At 65.1% G+C, this 20287-nt stretch carries 19 protein-coding genes; 4 read left to right on the forward strand and 15 right to left on the reverse strand.

The window, feature by feature from the left end:
• Positions 1 to 183: 183 nt before the first annotated feature.
• The 5 genes from LDJ84_RS00635 to LDJ84_RS00655 all read right to left on the reverse strand — a co-directional run bounded on the left by LDJ84_RS00635 (position 184) and on the right by LDJ84_RS00655 (position 4298).
• A complete protein-coding gene (locus tag LDJ84_RS00635) occupies positions 184 to 819 on the reverse strand; it encodes an SCO family protein (RefSeq protein WP_226045746.1) in 636 nt (211 codons plus the stop codon).
• Positions 820 to 898: 79 nt separating this feature from the next.
• Complete coding sequence (cyoE, locus tag LDJ84_RS00640; protein ID WP_226045747.1) at positions 899 to 1801, reverse strand: heme o synthase; 903 nt, start codon at positions 1799 to 1801, stop codon at positions 899 to 901.
• 75 nt (positions 1802 to 1876) lie between these two features.
• Positions 1877 to 2950: a COX15/CtaA family protein gene (locus tag LDJ84_RS00645; RefSeq protein ID WP_065327718.1), complete on the reverse strand. Its 1074-nt coding sequence runs from the start codon at positions 2948 to 2950 to the stop codon at positions 1877 to 1879.
• Positions 2951 to 2992: 42 nt separating this feature from the next.
• The gene (locus LDJ84_RS00650) at positions 2993 to 3556 is read right to left on the reverse strand and encodes a hypothetical protein (protein WP_226045748.1); all 564 of its coding nucleotides are present in this window, start codon (positions 3554 to 3556) and stop codon (positions 2993 to 2995) included.
• Positions 3534 to 4298 (reverse strand): SURF1 family protein, encoded by a 765-nt coding sequence (locus tag LDJ84_RS00655; RefSeq protein WP_226045749.1) that lies wholly within the window; start codon positions 4296 to 4298, stop codon positions 3534 to 3536. Before LDJ84_RS00655 ends, LDJ84_RS00650 begins: the two co-directional genes overlap by 23 nt.
• Positions 4299 to 4342: 44 nt before the next feature.
• On the opposite strand from LDJ84_RS00655, the gene LDJ84_RS00660 reads away from it, so the two are divergent.
• A complete protein-coding gene (locus LDJ84_RS00660) occupies positions 4343 to 4552 on the forward strand; it encodes a twin transmembrane helix small protein (protein WP_037011706.1) in 210 nt (69 codons plus the stop codon).
• Positions 4553 to 4755: 203 nt separating this feature from the next.
• Here the strand turns inward: LDJ84_RS00660 and LDJ84_RS00665 are convergent, their stop codons facing one another.
• From LDJ84_RS00665 to coxB, 4 genes are all read right to left on the reverse strand, one after another.
• Positions 4756 to 5643 (reverse strand): cytochrome c oxidase subunit 3, encoded by an 888-nt coding sequence (locus LDJ84_RS00665; RefSeq protein WP_226045750.1) that lies wholly within the window; start codon positions 5641 to 5643, stop codon positions 4756 to 4758.
• A gap of 163 nt (positions 5644 to 5806) precedes the next feature.
• On the reverse strand, positions 5807 to 6364 hold the full coding sequence (locus LDJ84_RS00670; protein WP_169935228.1) for a cytochrome c oxidase assembly protein: 558 nt from the start codon (positions 6362 to 6364) through the stop codon (positions 5807 to 5809).
• A 100-nt stretch (positions 6365 to 6464) separates the two neighbouring features.
• Entirely contained in the window at positions 6465 to 8060 is a 1596-nt protein-coding gene (gene ctaD, locus LDJ84_RS00675; protein ID WP_024763722.1) for a cytochrome c oxidase subunit I, read from the reverse strand.
• A gap of 10 nt (positions 8061 to 8070) precedes the next feature.
• Positions 8071 to 9195: a cytochrome c oxidase subunit II gene (coxB, locus tag LDJ84_RS00680; RefSeq protein ID WP_226045751.1), complete on the reverse strand. Its 1125-nt coding sequence runs from the start codon at positions 9193 to 9195 to the stop codon at positions 8071 to 8073.
• Between the two features lie 417 nt (positions 9196 to 9612).
• On the opposite strand from coxB, the gene LDJ84_RS00685 reads away from it, so the two are divergent.
• On the forward strand, positions 9613 to 10257 hold the full coding sequence (locus tag LDJ84_RS00685; RefSeq protein ID WP_024763723.1) for a hypothetical protein: 645 nt from the start codon (positions 9613 to 9615) through the stop codon (positions 10255 to 10257).
• Positions 10258 to 10260: 3 nt separating this feature from the next.
• Here LDJ84_RS00685 and LDJ84_RS00690 read toward each other — a convergent pair whose 3' ends face one another.
• The 6 genes from LDJ84_RS00690 to prlC all read right to left on the reverse strand — a co-directional run bounded on the left by LDJ84_RS00690 (position 10261) and on the right by prlC (position 18302).
• The gene (locus tag LDJ84_RS00690) at positions 10261 to 11796 is read right to left on the reverse strand and encodes a SulP family inorganic anion transporter (protein WP_226045752.1); all 1536 of its coding nucleotides are present in this window, start codon (positions 11794 to 11796) and stop codon (positions 10261 to 10263) included.
• A gap of 193 nt (positions 11797 to 11989) precedes the next feature.
• A complete protein-coding gene (locus LDJ84_RS00695; protein ID WP_024763725.1) occupies positions 11990 to 12706 on the reverse strand; it encodes a carbonic anhydrase in 717 nt (238 codons plus the stop codon).
• A gap of 276 nt (positions 12707 to 12982) precedes the next feature.
• Positions 12983 to 14041 (reverse strand): PA0069 family radical SAM protein, encoded by a 1059-nt coding sequence (locus LDJ84_RS00700; RefSeq protein WP_084358450.1) that lies wholly within the window; start codon positions 14039 to 14041, stop codon positions 12983 to 12985.
• Between the two features lie 84 nt (positions 14042 to 14125).
• A complete protein-coding gene (locus LDJ84_RS00705) occupies positions 14126 to 15730 on the reverse strand; it encodes an inorganic phosphate transporter (RefSeq protein ID WP_024763726.1) in 1605 nt (534 codons plus the stop codon).
• Positions 15731 to 15987: 257 nt separating this feature from the next.
• Complete coding sequence (locus tag LDJ84_RS00710) at positions 15988 to 16257, reverse strand: YheV family putative zinc ribbon protein (RefSeq protein WP_024763727.1); 270 nt, start codon at positions 16255 to 16257, stop codon at positions 15988 to 15990.
• On the reverse strand, positions 16257 to 18302 hold the full coding sequence (prlC, locus tag LDJ84_RS00715) for an oligopeptidase A (RefSeq protein ID WP_024763728.1): 2046 nt from the start codon (positions 18300 to 18302) through the stop codon (positions 16257 to 16259). The genes LDJ84_RS00710 and prlC overlap by 1 nt, the downstream gene beginning before the upstream one ends.
• Before the next feature lie 76 nt (positions 18303 to 18378).
• Here prlC and LDJ84_RS00720 point away from each other — a divergent pair, with 76 nt between their 5' ends.
• Entirely contained in the window at positions 18379 to 18921 is a 543-nt protein-coding gene (locus tag LDJ84_RS00720) for a gamma carbonic anhydrase family protein (RefSeq protein ID WP_226045754.1), read from the forward strand.
• 195 nt (positions 18922 to 19116) lie between these two features.
• Positions 19117 to 20256, forward strand: coding sequence for a hypothetical protein (locus tag LDJ84_RS00725; RefSeq protein WP_052239099.1), 1140 nt, complete (start codon positions 19117 to 19119; stop codon positions 20254 to 20256).
• The last annotated feature ends 31 nt before the right edge of the window (positions 20257 to 20287 follow it).

Genomic DNA, 20287 nt, shown 5'->3' on the forward strand with positions numbered 1-20287 from the left:
TTGACTACGGGGTCAGGAAAATCACCCGAAAGCTTCAAGACCGCGTATTACACCGCGCCAGAGCCATGAGATGAGGTTTAGCAGAAAGTTCGCGTTTGCCTGGTATCGAGACGAATGACGCAGAAAAAACAACGGCCACCTGTATCGGGTGGCCGTCGGGGGTGAGACACGGTGTCGCGGGACTCAGTTGGCGGGGCTGATCACGCTGGGGAGCTGGGCGACCAGCTTGTCGTTGTGCAGCGGGGCGCGGATGAAGCCGTGTTGAGTGCCGCCCGGGCCGATCAGCACCAGGTTGCCGCTGTGGTCGACGGTGTAGTTGGGCTTGCTGGTGTCGGCCGGGATGTAGGGAATGCTCATGGCATTCGCCAGTTTCTGCACATTCTCTTCCGAGCCGGTGATGCCCTTGAAGCCGGCATTGAAGAAGCCGAGGTATTCCTTGATGCGCGGCGCGGTATCGCGGTGCGGGTCTACGCTGACGAACACCACCTGCAGGTTCTTCGCCACTTCCGGCGGCAGCTTGGTCTGCAGCTCGCGCAGTTGCGCCAGGGTAGTCGGGCAGACGTCCGGGCAGAAGGTGTAGCCGAAGAACAGCAGGGACCACTTGTCCTTCAGGCTGGCGGTCTGGAACGGCTGGCCGTCCTGGTCGGTGAAGGCGAGGTCGGGGACGCTGCGGGTCTGCGGCAGGATCACGATGCCGGCGTCGAGCAGCACGGTCGGGTCGAGTTGGTGGCGCTGGTTGAGCACCTTCTGGACAGTGAGGCCGAGGATCACGGCGACGATGGCGACGAGGATGAAGACGGTCTTGTTGACTCGGGTCATGGGGTACTCGTGGGTCGGGACGTCTGGGCGAGCGCTGGACTTGCGGGCCCGCCCTTCGGAGCGAACCCGCGAACCGGCCTCAGTAGTTCAGGTGCAGCGGCAGGTAGTGGTCCACCAGCAGCGCGATGAACAGCAGGAACAGGTAGGCGATAGAGTACTTGAAGGTCTTGATCGCCGCATGGGGTCGGCTGCCGCAGTAGAGCGCCCAGGCCCAGTCGAGGAAGCGCGCGCCCAGGGCCAGCGCGGCGAACAGGTAGACCAGGCCGGCCATGTGGATGGCGAAGGGCATCAGCGTCACGGCGAACAGCACCAGGGTGTAGAGCAGGATGTGCAGCTTGGTGTAGTGCTCGCCATGGGTCACCGGCAGCATCGGGATGTCGGCCTTGGCGTATTCGTCCTTGCGGTGCAGGCACAGGGCCCAGAAGTGCGGCGGTGTCCAGGCGAAGATGATCAGCACCAGCAGCAGCGGTTCGGCCGAGACCTGCCCGGTCACCGCGACCCAGCCCAGCAGCGGCGGGGCGGCGCCGGCGAGGCCGCCGATGACGATGTTCTGCGGCGTGGCGCGCTTGAGGAAGCCGGTGTAAAGCGCCGCGTAGCCCAGCAGCGAAGCCAGCGTCAGCCAGGCCGTCAGCTGGTTGGTGAACACCAGCAGGACTGCCATCCCGGCGATCGACAGCAGCATGGCGAAGCCCAGCGCGATGGGTGGCGAGACGCGTCCTTCGGCCAAAGGGCGCTTGTGGGTACGCGCCATGATCGAGTCGATGCGCCTGTCCACCACGTGGTTCACCGCCGCCGCGCCGCCGGCGCACAGGCCGATGCCGAGGTTGCCGAAGACCAGCACCTGCCAGGGCACGCCGGCCTTGGTGGCGAGCAGCATGCCGATCAGAGAGGTGATCAGCATGAGCAGGACCACCTTGGGTTTGGTCAGTTCGAGCAGGTCGCGCCAGCTGGCTTGGCTGGAAGTGCTGATGACGCTGGCCATGGGTATTTCTCCATCGGGTGAATGGGGGCCGGCGCGCTTTGGCGCCGGCCGGCCGTCGTGCTCAACTGTGCAATCTCATCCTTGCGAGGGATAGGCCACCGGGCGCTCCAGGGCGTCCAGGGCGATCGGGCCGCCGGCGGGCAGCTCGACGCGTTTCGTTGCGGGCGCGCGCACCCGGTAGTTCACCAGCACCAGCATCAGCAGCAGGAAGGCGCCGCCGCCGTTGTGCGCCACTGCGACGGGCAGCGGCAGGTGCAGCAGGACGTTGCTGATGCCCAGGCCGATCTGGAACGACAGCCCCAGCAGCATCAGTGCGGTAATGCCGATCAGGCCGTGGCGCTGGAGGTTCCAGGCCAGCAGCAGGATCACTGCGGTCACGCACAGCGCACCCATGCGGTGGGTCATGTGGATGGCCGTGCGGGCGTCGCTGTCGAGCTGGCCGCCGAGGTAGTTGGGGCCGATGTGCTGGGTGAGGTGGAAGCCGTTGGCGAAGTCCATGTTCGGCCACCACTCGCCGTGGCACATCGGCAGGTCGATGCAGGCCACCGCGGCGTAGTTGCTGCTGACCCAGCCACCGAGGGCGATCTGCCCGATCACCATCAGCAGGGCGAGGGCTGCCAGTGCACGCAACTTCGACGGCAGTTGCAGCGGGGCGAAGGCGCCGGACAGGCGCAGGCTGAGCAGGAACAGCAGCGACAGCGTGGTGAAGCCGCCCAGCAGGTGTGCAGTGACCACCTGCGGCCAGAGCTTGAGGGTGACCGTCCACATGCCGAATGCAGCCTGGGCGATCACCACGGCGAGCAGTATCAGCGGCAGGCGCATCGGTTGGCCGTCACGGCCGCGACGCACCAGTGCGTGGACCGCCAGCCCTAGGATCAGTAGGCCGAGGCTACCGGCGAAGTAGCGGTGGATCATCTCGTTCCAGCCCTTCTGCGCCTCCACCGGTGAGTCTGGGAAGTGCATTTCGGCGTGGGCCAATTGCGCATCGTTCAGCGGCACGTGGACGAAGCCGTAGCAGCCGGGCCAGTCCGGGCAGCCGAGGCCGGCGTGGGTCAGGCGCGTATAGGCGCCCAGCAGGATGACCACGAAGGCCAGCGCCGTGGCCAGCACGGCGAGGTAGAAGGCGGGTTTGCGTCTTGCCTGGATCATGCGTCGCTCCCGATCTTGTTGTTGTCTGGGGCTGGCGAGCTCTTAACCGATGTTGGACAGCTTCAGCAGCAGCTGCAGGTCCTTGAGGATCGACTTGCCGTTGGCCTTGGCGTCGTAGCGCAGCACCAGGTTGCCGTGGGGGTCGACGATCCACAGTTGCGGCTGGGCGCCGGTGTGCTGGTTGGGCGTCAGGCCCAGGCGCTGAAGGCGCGGGTAGTCCTTGTCGAGCAGGCCGGTGAACTCGGCCGGCAGCGGCTTGGCAAAGGCCAGCGCGTGTTCGGCGCGGCTGGCTTCGCGGCCCAGGCCGATATTGATCTGGCGCGCCAGGTAGACCAGTTGTTGGCAGTCGCTGGCGCAGGTTTCCGGTGCGGTGACCAGCAGTTGCCACTGGTCGCTGGCCTTGTCGTCCTGCACGCCGAGATCGGCCGGGGTCTGCCCGGTGGCGATCAGGTCACCGTGGTAGCTGCGGCCTTCCGGCACCCAGAACTGCAGCTTGTACATGGCGGTGGCGAGCAGCATTGGCCCCAGCACCATGCCGAGGATCAGCAGCAGTTGCACGCGCCCGCGGCGGCGGGCGGAGGAGTCAGACAGAGTCATGGCGGTCATGGTCGAAGGTCTCCCGTGCGCGACGGATGCCGAGGTAGAGGTAAAGGGCGGAGAGTGCGATGGCCAGGGCGAACCACTGCACGGCGTAGCCGACGTGGCGCTCCGGGGGCATGGCGACGATCGGCCAGTCGGTGTCGAAGGCGGCGTCGCCCGGCTCCAGGCGAATTTCCATGGCTTGGCCTTCGCGGCCAAGCTGGTCCCAGAGGAAGGGCGCGTCGACCTGGGTGATCAGGCGCGGCCAACCGGCGACCGGAGCGGTTGGCGCGGCGGGCAGCGGGACGTAGGTCCAGGCATCCAGCAGCAGGTCGTGGCTGGGGGTATCGATCTTCGGCGGCACACGGCGGTCGGGCCAGGGCACCCAGCCGCGATTGACCAGCAGCCACTGGTGGCCGACGCGGTCGAAGAAGGGTTGCAGCACCTCGACGCCGGCCTTGCCGTTGCGGGTGCGGTTGTCGAGCAGGGCGGTGTGCTCGGCGTCAAGCTGGCCCTGCAGGCGCACGCGAACATAGCTGCGCGGCGGTTGGCGTTCGAGCTCGGCGATGCTGATCGGGTCCTGCTGGCGTCGCACTTCGGCAGCGGCGAGAAGGGTGCGTTTTTCGGCGGCGCGGGAGAGTTGCCAGAAACCCAGGCCGATCAGCACCGGCAACAGCGCGAGGACCACCAGGGTCGGCGCGATGCCGGGCCGGAAGGCGCGCGTGGTACGGCCCTGTCGGTGCTCGGTAGCGTGCTGGCTATACTGCAAGACATCCCCCTCAACCCCAGTCCCCTGCGGACAGGAGGCCGGTAGTGCTCAAAGCTGCGATCGTTCTGTTGTTGCTGGCGACCGTCGTCAGCCTGTTCAGTGGCCTGTTCTTCCTGGTCAAGGACGAGGGCCACGGTTCGCGGGTGGTCAATGCGCTGACTGTGCGTGTCACCCTCACCGCCCTGACTCTCGCTCTGATCGCCTGGGGCTTCTTCAGCGGCCAACTCGGCAGCTCTGCGCCCTGGCATTTCTAGTTCCGTCTTGCTCTGGGTTGGAGCAATTGTCTTCCTCTGAAGCCTTGTGCCTGCGTTCCCCTCACCCCAGCCCTCTCCCTCAGGGAGAGGGGGCTGTCCGTGCCGGCTGACGCCACGGTTTCATCCTGCGCCGAACGGTCCCCTCTCCCTTTGGGAGAGGGTTAGGGTGAGGGGCTTTTGAGCTTGTCGCGGGCGGAGCGTCCTCACAGCACGTAAACGAAGATGAACAGCCCGATCCACACCACGTCGACGAAGTGCCAGTACCAGCTGGCCGCCTCGAAGCCGAAGTGTTTGTCGGCATCGAAGTGCCCGCGGATGATGCGGATCAGCATGATGCTCAGCATGATCGCGCCGATGGTCACGTGGGCGCCGTGGAAGCCGGTGAGCATGAAGAAGGTCGCGCCGTAGATGCCCGAACCCAGGGTCAGGCCCAGCTCGCTGTAAGCCTCGTGGTACTCGTAAGCCTGCAGTACCAGGAAGCACGCACCCAGCGCCACGGTCGCCGCCAGCCACATCTTCAGCGGGCCGCGATGGTTCTTCTTCAGGGCGTGGTGGGCGAAGGTCACGGTGAAGCTGGAGGTGACCAGCAGCAGGGTGTTGATCAGCGGCAGCTTCCACGGATCGATCACTTCCTTGGGCGGCGGGAAGAGCTTGTTGTCCGGGTTGCTCAGCTGCGGCCAGCCGGTCTCGAACTGCGGCCAGAGCATGTGCGAGATGCCGTGGTGCCCTTCGCCGCCCAGCCACGGGTTGACGAAGTGGCGCACGTAGAACAGTGCGCCGAAGAAGGCGGCGAAGAACATCACCTCGGAGAAGATGAACCAGCTCATGCCCCAGCGGAACGAGCGATCCATCTGCGGGCTGTAGAGCCCGCCGCGGCTTTCCTGGATGACGTTGCCGAACCAGCCGAACAGCATGTACGCCAGGATCAGCCCGCCGGCGAAGAAGATCCACGGGCCGTGGGAGTGCTCCTTGCCGGCGCTCATGTCGTTCATCCAGGTGCCGACGCCGAACATCGTCACCAGCATGCCGATGGTGGCGATGATCGGCCACTTGCTCTGCGCGGGGACGTAATAGGGATCGTGGGTTGCCATTGTTCTTGTTCTCCTTGCCCAGAAGTCGGTTGCTGATCTACTGCGCGTCGGTGAGGCTGCGTTGGAGCCGGCCTCGGAGTCCTCATTTACAACTCGTAAACTCCGGCTCCTCGGCCGGTCCCGCCTTGCCTCACTCTAGCTCGCACGATCATCCACCGACTTCTCAGCGCTCGTTACTGGCCACGGGTGGCTTGCGGGCAGTGATGTCGAACAGCGTGTAAGCAAGCGTCAGGTGACGCACATCCTTGGGCAGGTCGCGGTCGACGATGAAACGCACCGGCATTTCGATGCGCTCGCCCGGCTGCAGGACCTGCTGGGTGAAGCAGAAGCATTCGGTCTTGTGGAAGTAGGTGGCCGCCACTGACGGCGCGATGCTCGGGATCGCCTGGGCGGTCATCGGCTTGTCGGTGGGGTTGCGCGCCACGAACAGCATCTGGTTCACCGCACCCGGGTGCACCACCAGTTGCTCCGACTCGGGGTGGAATTCCCAGACCATGTCGATGTTGTTGTTGGCGACGAACTGGATCTTCACCTCGCGCGACTGATCGACCACCTGGCCGTCGCCCTGGTAGGCGGTGCCGGAGGTCTTGCCGTTGATGCCCAGCGCCTTGCACATCACGTCGTACAGTGGCACCAGGGCGAAGCCGAAGGCGAACATGGCGACCACGGCAATGACCAGCCGGGTCACCAGCTTGCGCGTTTCGATGTTGCCGTCGCTCATGAGTCGATTCCTCTCTTGTAGGAGCGTGGGGGGCGCCTAGCCCTTGCTCGCGAACCGGGAGAAAGCGTTCGCGAGCAAGCTCGCTCCTACAGGAACATCGTTATTTCACTTCCGGAGGCGTGGTGAAGGTGTGGTACGGCGCGGGCGACGGAATCGTCCACTCCAGGCCTTCCGCGCCATCCCAGGGTTTGGCCGGCGCTGCCGGGCCGCCACGAATGCACTTGATGACGATGAACAGGAACAGCAACTGCGTGGTACCGAACATGAAGGCGCCGATGGACGAGACCATGTTGAAATCGGCGAACTGCAGGTTGTAGTCCGGAATCCGTCGCGGCATGCCGGCCAGGCCGACGAAGTGCATCGGGAAGAACGCCAGGTTCATGCCGATGAAGCTCATCCAGAAGTGCAGCTTGCCCAGGGTCTCGTCGTACATGTGGCCGGTCCATTTCGGCAGCCAGTAGTAGGCCGAGGCGAAGATGCCGAAGATCGCGCCGGGCACCAGCACGTAGTGGAAGTGCGCCACCACGAAGTAGGTGTCCTGGTACTGGAAGTCCGCCGGGGCGATGGCCAGCATCAGCCCGGAGAAGCCGCCGATGGTGAACAGGATGACGAAGGCCACGGCGAACAGCATCGGCGTCTCGAAGGTCAGCGAGCCCTGCCACATGGTCGACGCCCAGTTGAACACCTTCACCCCGGTGGGCACGGCGATCAGCATGGTCGCGTACATGAAGAACAGCTCGCCCACCAGCGGGATGCCGACCACGAACATGTGGTGCGCCCACACGACGAAGGACAGGAAGGCGATCGAGGCGGTGGCGTAGACCATCGAGGTGTAGCCGAACAGCGGCTTGCGGCTGAAGGCCGGGATGATCGAGCTGACGGCGCCGAACGCCGGCAGGATCATGATGTACACCTCGGGGTGGCCGAAGAACCAGAACACGTGCTGGAACAGCACCGGGTCGCCGCCGCCGGCCGCGCTGAAGAAGCTGGTGCCGAAGTGGATGTCCATCAGCATCATGGTCACGCAACCCGCCAGCACCGGCATCACCGCGATCAGCAGGAACGCGGTGATCAGCCAGGTCCAGACGAACAGCGGCATCTTCATCAGCGTCATGCCCGGTGCGCGCAGGTTGAGGATGGTGGCGATCACGTTGATCGCGCCCATGATCGAACTCATGCCCATCAGGTGGATGGCGAAGATGAAGAAGGTCACGCTGTGCGGCGCGAAGGTCGTCGACAGCGGCGCGTAGAAGGTCCAGCCGAAGTTCGGGCCGCCGCCGGGCATGAACAGGGTGCTCACCAGCAGGCCGAAGGCCGCCGGCAGCAGCCAGAAGCTGAAGTTGTTCATCCGTGGCAGGGCCATGTCCGGCGCGCCGATCATCAGCGGCACCATCCAGTTGGCCAGGCCGACGAAGGCCGGCATCACCGCGCCGAAGACCATCACCAGGCCGTGCATGGTGGTCATCTGGTTGAAGAACGCCGGCTCGACGATCTGCAGGCCCGGCTGGAACAGCTCGGCACGGATCACCATGGCGAAGGAGCCGCCGAGCAGGAAGGCGCAGAAGCTGAACCACAGGTACAGCGTGCCGATGTCCTTGTGGTTGGTGGTCAGAACCCAGCGCATCAGGCCCTTGGCGGGGCCGTGGTGGTGGTCGCCGGCGTGAGAATGGTCGGGGTGATCGATCACTGTACTCATCGCGGCCTCCTTATTGTTGTTTCTGCTTGTAGGCGACCACGTCCTGCGGGGTCACCATGTCGCCGTCGTTGTTGCCCCAGGCGTTGCGCTCGTAAGTGATCACCGCGGCGATGTCGACTTCCGAGAGCTGCTTGCCGAAGGCCGCCATCGCGGTGCCGGGTACGCCGTTGAACACGGTTTCCAGATGGTGCTCCTTGGGTCCGGTGACGATCTTCGAACCCTTGAGCGCCGGGAACATCGGCGGCATGCCCTGGCCTTCAGGCTGGTGACAGGCGGCGCAGATGGTGTGGTAGACCTTGTCGCCACGCTCGACCAGCTCTTCCTTCGTCCATTCCTTGCTGGTCAGCTCCTTGAGCTTGACCGCCTCTTCCTTGCGCTCGGCCAGCCACTTGTCGAAGTCGGGCTTGGACTTCACGTCGACGACGATGGGCATGAAACCGTGGTCCTTGCCGCACAGCTCGGCGCACTGGCCGCGGTAGACGCCGGGCTGGTCGACCTTGGTCCAGGCCTCGTTGACGAAGCCGGGAATGGCGTCGCGCTTGACCGCGAAGGCCGGCACCCACCAGGAGTGGATCACGTCGCTGGAGGTGACCAGGAAGCGCACCTTGACCCCGGCCGGCAGCACCAGCGGGTTGTCCACTTCGAGCAGGTAGTGCTCGTCCTTGTCGGCCTTGTTGTGGATCTGGTCCTGGGGCGTGGCGAGGTTGGAGAAGAACTCCACATCCTGGCCCAGGTACTTGTACTGCCACTTCCACTGGTAGCCGGTGACCTGCACGTCCAGCTCGGGCTCCGAGGTGTCGTACATGTGGATCAGCGTCTTGGTGGCCGGGACGGCCATCACCACCAGGATCAGGAAGGGAATGACGGTCCAGAGGATTTCCACCGTGGTGCTCTCGTGGAAATGCGCGGGCTGCTGCCCGGTGGATCGGCGGTGGACGATCATCGACCAGAACATCGCGCCAAAGACGACGATGCCGATGACGACGCAGATCCAGAAGATCGTCATGTGCAGATCGAAGACGTTACGACTGACTTCCGTCGCACCGGGGGCCATGTTGACCGTCCAGGCGGCGTTTGCCTGACTGAAAGCCAAGAGCAAAAGGAAGCCCATCCAGACTCGTGGATGTCGCAGCATTCGGGTTCCCCTTATCGTTGTTTTTATCCCGCCGGCAAAGCGCCCTGGCTGCGATCCCCATTGCAGAGGGGTCGAGCCTGAACAAGCCAACGGCCAAGGGAGTGACCGCCAAGACAACTTACTTTGACGTCTTACCTCGGCAGCACGCAGGGCAGGCCGGGTCCATCAGGTTTTCGGTGTGTCGAAGCGGAGTATAGCCACGGGTTGCGACATAACAACGCAGAGTAAAAACTGTGTTTGAAAGACCGAAGTGCGATCTCAAAGCCACGGGCGGCGCGGCTTTGGAGTACCATGCTGGCCGTCTGATATGCCGCGTCGGCATAACCAGTTCATGAATATGACAATCGCGTCTTAGCTACGCCCGGGGTGCGGCTAAGGTCTTTCTTCACTTTCCAAACCCGTTGTCTTGGAGTTGTCATGAACACCGCTGCACTGCGTGAGCTGATCCGGAATGCCCATCTGCTCGAATCCCGCCATGGGCATCTCGCCCGCCTGATCCAGAGCCAACTGCAAAGCCTGCACCCGAGCATCGCCCTGGCCGGCGAGGACCCCAGCGGTACGCTGACGCGCTTCGTGCATGCCTATATCGAGCAGGTGCCGGATTTCCTCGATGCCGCCAACGCCGTGGCGCGAGCGGCCGGCATCGAGGACCGCATCAAGCCGGTGCTCAAGCTCGCCGAACAGTTCTTCCTCACCCCGCCGGCGCTGCTCGACGGCCACGACGGCCTGGATGCGCTGCTGGACGAGTCCTACCTCGCCCACCGCCTGGTGGAGGAAGTGAACGACCGCTACATCGCCCACTTCAACCAGCCGCTGATCCCGCTGGATACCACCGTGGCCAACCTGGTGGCGCACCAGCTGATCGGCGAGCCCTTCGCCAACCAGCTGGATGAAGCGGTGCACCATGCGGTCAACGGCATGCTCGACGACAGCACCTTCAGCGCCGAATCCGCTATCAGCTACCGCGCCCGCCTCAACGACCCGCAGGTCGTGATGGCCTGGCAGCAGTGGCCATGCCTGTCGCGGCAGTTCGGCGTCGAGCTCGAGCTGGGCCGCGACTGAGGCTCAGCCTGCGCTCTGCAGCGCGCGCACCCGGCCCTCCACGCGGCGACGCAGGCCGTTGCCTTCTATGGACAGTCGGCAGTCGCTGGCCGCGGCGCTGCGGCCCCAGTCTTCGAGCAACTCCATGCACGCGTGGTCGATGTAGCTCAGGTGCTGCAACGGTACGCGCAGGTGCGTTCCCGGCTTCACCGACTGCAGCGCCTGGGACAGCGCCGGCACCTTGAGGAAGGTCGCTGCGCCCACCAGCCGCAGTTCGGCGCCATTGCCTTCATCGTCGTAGCGCAGGTTGATCTTCAGCCGCGCGGCCTTGAACACCAGCTTCAGTACCGTCAGCGCGAAGCCCAGCAGCACGCCGGTCAGCAGGTCGGTGGCGACAATTGCCAGCGCGGTCACCGCATGCACCAGCACCGGCATGCGCCCATAGCGCCCCAGCGAGCGCAGCGCCTTGAGGTCCACCAGCTTGATGCCGGTGTAGACCAGCACACCCGCCAGGCTGGCAATGGGTATCTGTCGCAGTAGCCCGCCCAGCAGCACGACGAAACCCAGCAGCCAAAGCCCGTGGAAGATCGCCGAGGCGCGGCTGCGCGCGCCCGCCTGCACGTTGGCCGAGCTGCGCACGATCACACCGGTCATCGGTAATGCGCCAACCAGCCCGCAGAGCATGTTGCCCACGCCCTGGGCGCTCAGCTCGCGGTCCATGTCCGAGCGAGGGCCGCTGTGCATGCGGTCCACGGCAGCGGCAGAGAGCAGCGTCTCGGCGCTGGCAATGAAGGCGACCACCACGGCGGCCAATAGAATAGTCGGGTCGAGCAGGGCGCCGAGATCGTCGGGGCGCAGCCAGTCGATGGCATCGCCAAGGTTCTGCGGAACGCTCACGCGCAGCACGTTGAGTTCCAGGACGATGCTTGCCAACGTCGCCAGGCTCACGCCGATCAGGGCTCCGGGCAGCATACGCAGCCGGCCCGGTTTGAAGCGATCCCACAACGCCATGCACATCATGGTACCCAGCCCGAGCAGCGCAGCATCGAAACCGCTGGCCTCGGACAAAAGCGCGGAGGGGAAGGCCAGTAGGTTATCCAGCCCGGATGCCTGGGGCTTGAGGTCGAGCATCACGTGGACCTGCGACAGCACGATGAGGATGCCGATGCCGGCGAGCATTCCATAGACCACCGCCGGCGAGGTCACGCGGAACCAGCAGCCCAGGCGCAGCCTTCCCGCCAGTAGCTGCAACGCGCCGGCCAGCAGCAGGATGGGCCCGAGCATGGCCATGCCATGAGCGCGCACCAGTTCGAAGACCAGCACGGCGAGCCCCGCCGCCGGTCCGCTGACCTGCAGCGGCGAGCCGGCCAGAAAGCCGACGACCAGGCCGCCGATGATGCCGGTTACCAGCCCCTTGGCCGGCGGCATGCCCGAGGCGATGGCGATGCCCATGCACAACGGCAGGGCGACGAGGAAAACCACCACCGAGGCGAGCAGATCGCGTGGCAGCACTTGGCGCAGCTGGGAAAATCCGCTTGGAACAGAGTGGGGAACCGACATGGCGCTGTTCTCCTGAGCATTTTTCGGGCGCGCGAAAGCCCACGACACCGGTCTCGACCGCATCGACACGCGCAATTCAAAGGGACGGCGTACGCGGTGGAAGCGTGCGCCTCAGGCAGGGAGCAAATCAGAGAAGGGGCGCGGCGTTTGTTCTGCTGGGCCGCCGCGCCCGGGCATTACGGAAGCTGAACGCTTATTGGGGCGAGTAACGCGGGCGCGGCGTCGCGCTCGGGGTCGGGCCCTCACCGTCGAGCGCACGGAAGCGGCCTTCCTGGGCGTCGTAGGCCTTGATGGCGCTGGTTTCGATGTCGTACACCCAGCCATGGATGAACAGTTGGCCGGACGCCAGGCGCGCGGCCACGGACGGGTGCGTCTTCAGGTGATCCAGCTGGGCGACCACGTTCTCTTCGGTCAGCACACCCAGATGCTCCTGGGTCGCGCAACCGCAGGTCTGCGCGACCACGGTGCGGGCTACTTCGGCGTGGCGCAGCCAGGCTTTTACCGTCGGCATGCCTTCCAGCGTCTGCGGCGCCAGCACTGCTTTCATCGCGCCGCAGTCGGAGTGGCCGCAAACGATGATGTGCTGCACGCCGAGGGCCATGACCGCGAACTCGATGGCGGTGGACACGCCACCGTTCATCTGGCCGTAGGGCGGCACCACGTTGCCGACGTTGCGGGTAACGAACAGGTCACCCGGCGAGCTCTGGGTGATCAGCTCCGGAACGATGCGCGAATCGGCGCAGGTGATGAACATGGCGCGCGGGTTCTGCGCATGGGCCAGCTTCTTGAACAGCTCTTCCTGTTGCGGGAAGACATCATGGCGGAACTGGCGGAATCCTTCGACGATATGGCGCAGCGCCTCGTCAGCAGATTCGTGGGCGTGATCCTCACCGTGCGTTTTGTCGTTCATGTATCAGCCTCGAAGAATGACGAAGAATTTTCCCACGTCAGCCGACGCTCTCCCCAGGGAGAAAAGACACAGGCGTGGGAAAAAAACTGGCGTGACCGGTTAGTCACTTTGTGCTCAAACCCTAGACAACGAAGATTAAACCAAAATTAAAAAAACGCTCTGGAATGAGCTTTTTCATGATGTTTCGACGAAATTTAAAGATGATATCGGCAAGCTATCATGGCATTGCGATGTTGCCGTGATGTCGTTGCGCTTGTCGAATTTTCCGCTAGAGCGTCAGAACAAGCTCATCTGGCTGCGCGGTGGGGCGAACGCCGTGCAGTCCAGGTTGAAGCTGCCGCGCCGGCCCAATCCCAGGCGGCGCATGGCAACCTCGAAGCGCTTGGCCAACAGGTCGGCGAACGGGCCTTCGCCGCGAAAACGGTGGCCGAAGCGGCTGTCATAGATTTCCCCGCCGCGCAGTTGGCGGATCAGGCTCATCACGTGGTTGGCGCGCTGCGGGTAGTGCGCCGCCAGCCATTCCTCGAACAACGGGCCGACCTCGCGCGGTAGGCGCAGCATCATGTAGCTGGCGCTCTGGGCGCCGGCCTCGTGGGCCGCTTCGAGCAAGGCTTCCAGCTCGCGGTCGTTGATCATCGGGATCATCGGCGAACACAGTACGCCCACCGGAATGCCTTGCTCGCGCAGCACGCGGATCGCCCGCAGGCGGGCGGAGGGTGCAGCGGCGCGGGGCTCGAGGATGCGCTTGAGCTCATCGTCCAGCGTGGTGAGGCTGATCATCACGGCGACCAGATTCTGTCTCGCCAGCTCCGCCAGCAGGTCGAGGTCGCGCAGGATCAGCGAGCCCTTGGTGACGATGGTCACCGGGTGGCGGAAGCGCAGCAACACTTCAAGGATTTGCCGGGTCAGGCGCTGCTGGCGCTCGATGGGCTGGTAGGGGTCTGTGTTGGCGCCCAGGTTGATCGGCGCGCAGACATAGCCCTTGCGGCTCAGTTCTTCTTCCAGCACCTCGGCGGCGTTGGTCTTGGCGATCAGCTTCGTCTCGAAATCCAGCCCTGGCGACAGGTCCCAGTACGCATGGCTGGGCCGCGCGTAGCAGTAGATGCAGCCATGCTCGCAGCCGCGATAGGGATTGATCGAACGGTCGAAGGGCAAGTCCGGCGACTGGTTGCGCGAGATCACCGTCTTCGCCCGCTCGGTGCGGATTTCGGTCACCTGGGGCTTGGGCACTTCGTCATACCAATCGTTATCCACAGGCACCGAGGTGGTCGGCGCGAAGCGGTTGTGCGGATTGCTGGCGGTGCCCCGGCCGCGGGGTGGGAGGGAAGTGGACATGTGGGAAAGCTCTGAAGAATTACTGTATATGAATACAGTAATCCACGGAGTTTTCCACAGCCAGTGATAACTGCCGGGCGGTGGCTAAAGTACCTGGGTGAATAACCAGTACAACCCTGCCGCCAGGCCGATGGCGGCGGGCAGCGTCAGCACCCAGGCCAGCAGCATGTTGCGGATGGTCGGCCATTGCAGGCCGCTGCCGTTGGCCGCCATGGTCCCCGCCACTCCCGAGGAGAGCACTTGCGTGGTCGACACCGGCAGGCCGAAGCCATCCGCCGCGCCGATGGTGAGCATGGCCACCAGTTGTGCCGAGGCGCCCTGTGCATAAGTCAGCGGGGTCTTGCCGATGCCTTCGCCCACCGTGGTGACGATGCGCCTCCAGCCAACCAGCGTACCCAGCCCCAGCGCCAGGGCGACCGCGACCTTCACCCATACGGGAATGAAGCGGATGGTGCGGTCGGCCTCATGGCGCAGCGCCTGCAGGCTGCTCCAGGTTTCCAGATCGAAGCGCTGGCCGCTGCGGTCCAGCAGGCGGATGGTTTCCAGGCTCAGGTAGAGGTCGTTGCGCAGGTCCTGCACCGCTTCGGCGGGCACCTTGTCCAACTGTCCGTGGCGCTGCAGCCGTGTACCGATGTCACCGATCACGCTGCCCAGCGATGGCAGCAGTTCGGGACGCACCACTTCGTCTTCCTGATAGCTCAAGAGGGCCTGGCGTGGGTCCGCCGCAGGCGTGCCGCCGCTGCGGTGCAATTGCTCCTGGCTGGTCTGGATGAGGACGAGCAACTGGCGGGATTGCTCCGGGGAATGGGCGCGATCCACCGCGAATGCCAGGGGAACGGTGGCAATCAGGATCAGCATGATCAGGCCGATGCCCTTCTGCCCGTCGTTGGAGCCGTGGGCGAAAGACACACCGGTACAGGTGAGGATGAGGATCGCGCGAATCCATCGGGGTGGCGGCGTGCGGCCTTCCGGTGCATGGAACAGCGCGCGGTTGCGGATGGTGGAACTCATCACGCGCAGCAGCACGAACGCGGCGAAGAAGCCCACCACCGGCGACAGAAAGAGTGCGTAACCCACTGTCGTCAGCTGCGACCAGGCGTTGCCCGATATGCCGATGTGCCCGGCCATGGCGCCGTGGGCCAGGCCGATGCCGACGATGGAACCGATCAGCGTGTGCGACGAGGACACCGGCAACCCCAGCCACCAGGTGCCGAGGTTCCACAGGATCGAGGCGATCAGCAGCGCGAAGATCATCGCCAACCCGGCGCTGCTATCGACCTTCAGCAGCAGGTCCAGCGGCAGCAGCGAGACGATGGCGAAGGCCACCGCACCGCTGGAAAAGAGCACCCCGAGAAAATTCCACAATCCCGACCAGGCCACCGCGAATCGGGGTGGCAGTGCATTGGTATAGATGACCGTGGCCACCGCGTTGGCCGTGTCGTGGAAGCCGTTGATGAACTCGAAGCCCAGGGCGATCAGCAACGCGACCACCAGTACCAGCACTGACCAGCCAGGCTCCAGGTGGGTGCCGCTGGCGCGGATGTCATGGCCGAGCGCGGCGAAGGTGAAGACCAGCGCGCCAGCCAGCAGCAGGAAGAAGGTCAGGCGCCCCTTGAAGCCATGGGTTTCGCGCAGCACGGGGCTGATCGGGAACTGCGTCAGGCGCGAGGCGCGCATCACCTCCAGCATGCCAAAGCGGTCAAGCACGTGAGGGCTTCCTTCGGGTCGGTGGGGACGTCTGGGTCACGGCGGACTCCTTGCGGCGATGCCCTACAGACTAGCCGGACATGGCGATCATGGGCTGGCCGGTAAAGCGGGATCGGCGCTCATGCTATGACGGGGCAGCAGCCATGTTCCTTGATGCCGGTGCTGGCGCGCTGCGCTTTGGGTGCTATGAAAAGAAATGCCCCGGCAAGCCGGGGCATTTTCCATGACTCAGTCGAGCCTTATTCCTGCGGTTTCTTCAGCTTCGGATTAGGGAAGAACTGAACCCCCTGCACCTTCGGGTCCTTGGGCTTTTCCAGCGCGCTGGTGTTGACGCGGGTGGACAGCTCTTTCGGCACCGACTGGCCCTGGGCGTTGAGGGTATCGGCGTAGCCACAGGCCACGCATTCGCGGTGCGGCACCCCGTCGACATCCCACATGACGATCTTGTCCTGCTCGCTGCACGCCGGGCAGACGGCCCCGGCGATGAAGCGTTTCTTCACCTCGCTCATCACGCCGCCTCCTCGGAGAGGCCCGAGTGGCGCAGCAGGGCGTCGATGGACGGTTCGCGGCCGCGGAAGGCGACGAACAGCGCCATCGGCTCCTGGGAGCCGCCCTTGGCCAGGATCGCGTCGCGGAAGGCCGCGCCGGTCGCCGGGTTGAGCACGCCTTCTTCCTCGAAGCGCGAGAAGGCGTCGGCGGACAGCACTTCGGCCCACTTGTAGCTGTAGTAACCGGCCGCGTAACCGCCAGCGAAGATGTGCGCGAAGCTGTTGGCGAAACGGTTGTACGCCGGCGGGCGCATCACCGCGACTTCAGCGCGGATCGCCTCGATCACGTCGAGCACGCTGCGGCCGTCGCCATGGGTGGCGTGCAGCTCGAAGTCGAACAGGGAGAACTCCAGCTGGCGGACCATCATCAGGCCGGACTGGAAGTTCTTCGCGGCGAGCATTTTCTCCAGCAGGTCCTGCGGCAGCGGCGCTCCGGTCTCGTAGTGGCCGGAGATCAGCGCCAGGCCTTCGGGCTCCCAGCACCAGTTCTCCATGAACTGGCTGGGCAGCTCCACGGCGTCCCAGGCCACGCCGTTGATGCCGGAAGCACCGGCATGCTCGACGCGGGTCAGCAGGTGGTGCAGGCCATGGCCGAACTCGTGGAACAGGGTGGTGACTTCATCGTGGGTCAGCAGCGCCGGCTTGCCGCCGACCGCGGGGGTGAAGTTGCACACCAGGTAGGCCACCGGCGCCTGCAGGTCGCCACCGGCGGTGCGGCGACGGTCGCGGGCGCCGTCCATCCAGGCGCCGCCACGCTTGTTGGCGCGGGCGTAGAGGTCGAAGTAGAAGCGGCCGACGTGCTGGCCGTTTTCCTCGATCTCGAACAGGCGCACGTCCGGGTGCCAGCGCTCGAAGTCGTTCAGTTCGCGAATCTGGATGCCGTAGAGCTTCTGCACGATGGCGAACAGGCCGCCAAGCACCTTGTCGATCGGGAAGTATTCGCGCAGGGCTTCCTGGGACACGCTGTAGCGCGCCTCGCGCAGCTTCTCGCCGAAGTAGCTGGCGTCCCAGCTCGACAGGTTCGCGCAACCCTGCTCGGCGGCGTAGGCCTTGAGCTGCTCGAGGTCCTGGGCGGCGAAGGGCTTGCTGCGCACGGCCAGGTCGCGGAGGAAGTTCAGCACCTGCTCGGGCGTCTCGGCCATCTTGGTGGCCAGCGACAGCTCGGCGAAGTTCTTGAAGCCCAGCAGGTGCGAAAGCTCCTGGCGCAGGTCGAGGATTTCCTCCATCACCGGGCCGTTGTCGTTATGCCCGGCATTCGGGCCCTGATCGGAGGCGCGGGTGCAGTACGCGGCGTAGACCTCTTCGCGCAGGGCGCGGTCTTCGGCGTAGGTCATGACCGCGTAGTAGCTGGGGAATTCCAGGCTGATCAGCCAGCCGTCGAGTTCCTTGGCCTGCGCGGCGGCCTGCATCTGCGCCTTGGCCGAGTCGGTCAGGCCGGCGAGGGCGGCTTCGTCCGTGACGTGCTTGGTCCAGGCCTGGGTGGCGTCCAGCAACTGGTTGGAGAAGCGGCTGCCCAGCTCGGACAGGCGCGTCTGGATCTCGGCGTAGCGCTGCTGCTGGTCGGCCGGCAGGTCGATACCCGACAGACGGAAGTCGCGCAGGGCGTGTTCGAGGATGGTCTTCTGGGCGACGTCGTAACCCTTCGACTCGGGGCTGCTGGCGAGAGCCTCGTAGGCCTTGAACAGCTCGGAGTTCTGGCCCAGTTCGGTCCAGTAGGCGGACAACAGCGGCAGGCAGCCTTCATAGGCGTCGCGCAACTCGGCGCTGTTGCACACCGCGTTGAGGTGGCTGACCGGGCTCCAGGCCTTGCCCAGGCGGTCATGCAGTTCGTCCATGGCCAGCACCAGGCCGGCCCAGGTCGGGGTGCCGTTCTGCTGGGCGAGGATACGCGCGATGGCCGCGCGGTTGTCGGCGAGGATCTGCTCGATGGCCGGCTTCACGTGTTCGGGGCGAATGGACGAGAAGGGCGGCAGGTCGTAGCTCTGCAGAAGAGGATTCGCGCTCACGGTGGCACCTTGGCTGAAGAAACACTCGGCCATCTTAAATACAATCGGGCCTATTCGCAGCCAGAGAGACTCTATCGTGACTATTCGTTCGTATCAGGGCAAAACGCCATCTCTCGGCGAGCGCGTCTTCGTCGACGCCAGCGCCGTGGTCATCGGTGACGTGGAGATCGGCGCCGACAGCTCGGTCTGGCCGCTGGTGGTGATCCGCGGCGACATGCACCGCATCCGCATCGGCGCGCGCACCAGCGTGCAGGATGGCAGCGTGCTGCACATCACCCACGCCGGCCCGTTCAACCCGGACGGCTTCCCGCTGACCATCGGCGACGAAGTGACCATCGGGCACAAGGTGCTGCTGCATGGCTGCACCATCGGCAGCCGCATCCTGGTGGGCATGGGGTCCATCGTGATGGACGGTGCGGTGATCAAGGACGAGGTGATCCTCGGCGCCGGCAGCCTGGTGCCGCCGGGCAAGGTGCTGGAGAGCGGCTTCCTCTATGTCGGCAGCCCGGTGAAGAAGGCCCGCCCGCTGACGGACAAGGAGCGCGCGTTCTTCAGCTATACCGCCGGCAACTACGTGAAGCTGAAGGATCAGCATATTGCCGAGGGGTTTGCCGGATGATCGCACCTGCGCCCATGTTCTGATCGTGCTCATTCGGTTGGGCGGTTCGCGAGCAAGCCCCGGCCAAACCGCCAGACGGCCCGCCGCGCCAGACCTCGCGCCCTATACTGAGCCAAGGTGACCGGACGCCAGGGCGTGCCCGGCCGAAGTCAGTAGCGGGCGGCGCCGGGGATGCCGCCGAGCCGGCGGGCGGCCATGAACAGTCTGTGTTCCTTCTGCTCCACCGTTTCGCCCTGGCGGCGTGGCGGTGTCGTTGCGCTGCTTCTGCTGGCGCTGGGCGGCTGTGCCCATCACCCCGCCACACCCACCGCTCCGCTCACCGAAGCCACCCGGCGCCAGGTCGATGCCGACATCGGTGCCGCCTCCCTGGCCGCCACTTCCCAGGCCCGTGCCTACGCCGAAGAAGCGATGCAGCAATGGATGGACCTGGTTTACCAGCGCACCGACGAGAAATTCATCCCCTGGTTCTCCAGCTACTGGACCCAGCAATGGCTGGGCATGAAGGTCGCCTGGTACAAGATGGGCTCCCACGGCGACCTCGACCCCACCGTCGACAAACTCGCCGCCTACCTGCAGGAGCAGTACCGCAAGCAGGTGCTCGTCCCAGTGGCTAAACAGGTCGATCCCGACTCGGTAATGGAGAAGGCCACGCGGCATTACATCGAACTGCTGAGTGTGGCGGTGAAGGAAATTCCCCAGCGCCGCGGCATCCCGCAGAAGGCCTTCGATGAACACCTGATGGGCGTTCCGGCCATCGGCCTCGGCCCGCCCTCCAGTCGCGATGCCTCGCTGTATGACGTGGTGAACGCCAAGGACATCGGCAAGCTGCCCGCCTTCGCCGCACTGATGCAGGAGATTCGCAGCGCCTCCGGCAAGGCCGGCGCCGGCACCAAGGTCAGCGGCGTCTCGCCGGTGGCGCAGCGCACCAGCGCCAAGCTGGTCAATGAACTGAAGAACCGCAGCATCGCCGGCGTGGTGGCTGGCGCAGCGGGCAAGGTCGCCGGTTCGGTCATCTCGGTGGCCTTCACCCTGTTCAGCATGGCCGGCAACGACAAGGAACGGCCCGAGGTGGAGACCCAGCTGCGCAAGGAGATCAACGCTGCCTTCGACGAACAATGGCTGGCGCTGATGCGTGATCCGGAGGGCGGGGTGATGTCCGGCGTCGATCACCTGGGCGCCCGCGTCCAGGCCAGCCTGACCGGCCGCCTGGCACAACCCGAGGACGAGCCAGACGATGACTCAAGCGTGCAGACCTATGGTGCCGGGGAGGCCGAGCCGGTGAGCGTCAGCGGTGGCTTCCGGGTGCTCAGGCAGGGCCAGGGCTCGGCGCCCTGAGGTGTCGTTCGGCGCTCCGCGCTTCGCGCAG

This window comes from Pseudomonas sp. HS-18 (assembly GCF_020401845.1).
Taxonomy (GTDB): domain Bacteria; phylum Pseudomonadota; class Gammaproteobacteria; order Pseudomonadales; family Pseudomonadaceae; genus Pseudomonas; species Pseudomonas nitroreducens.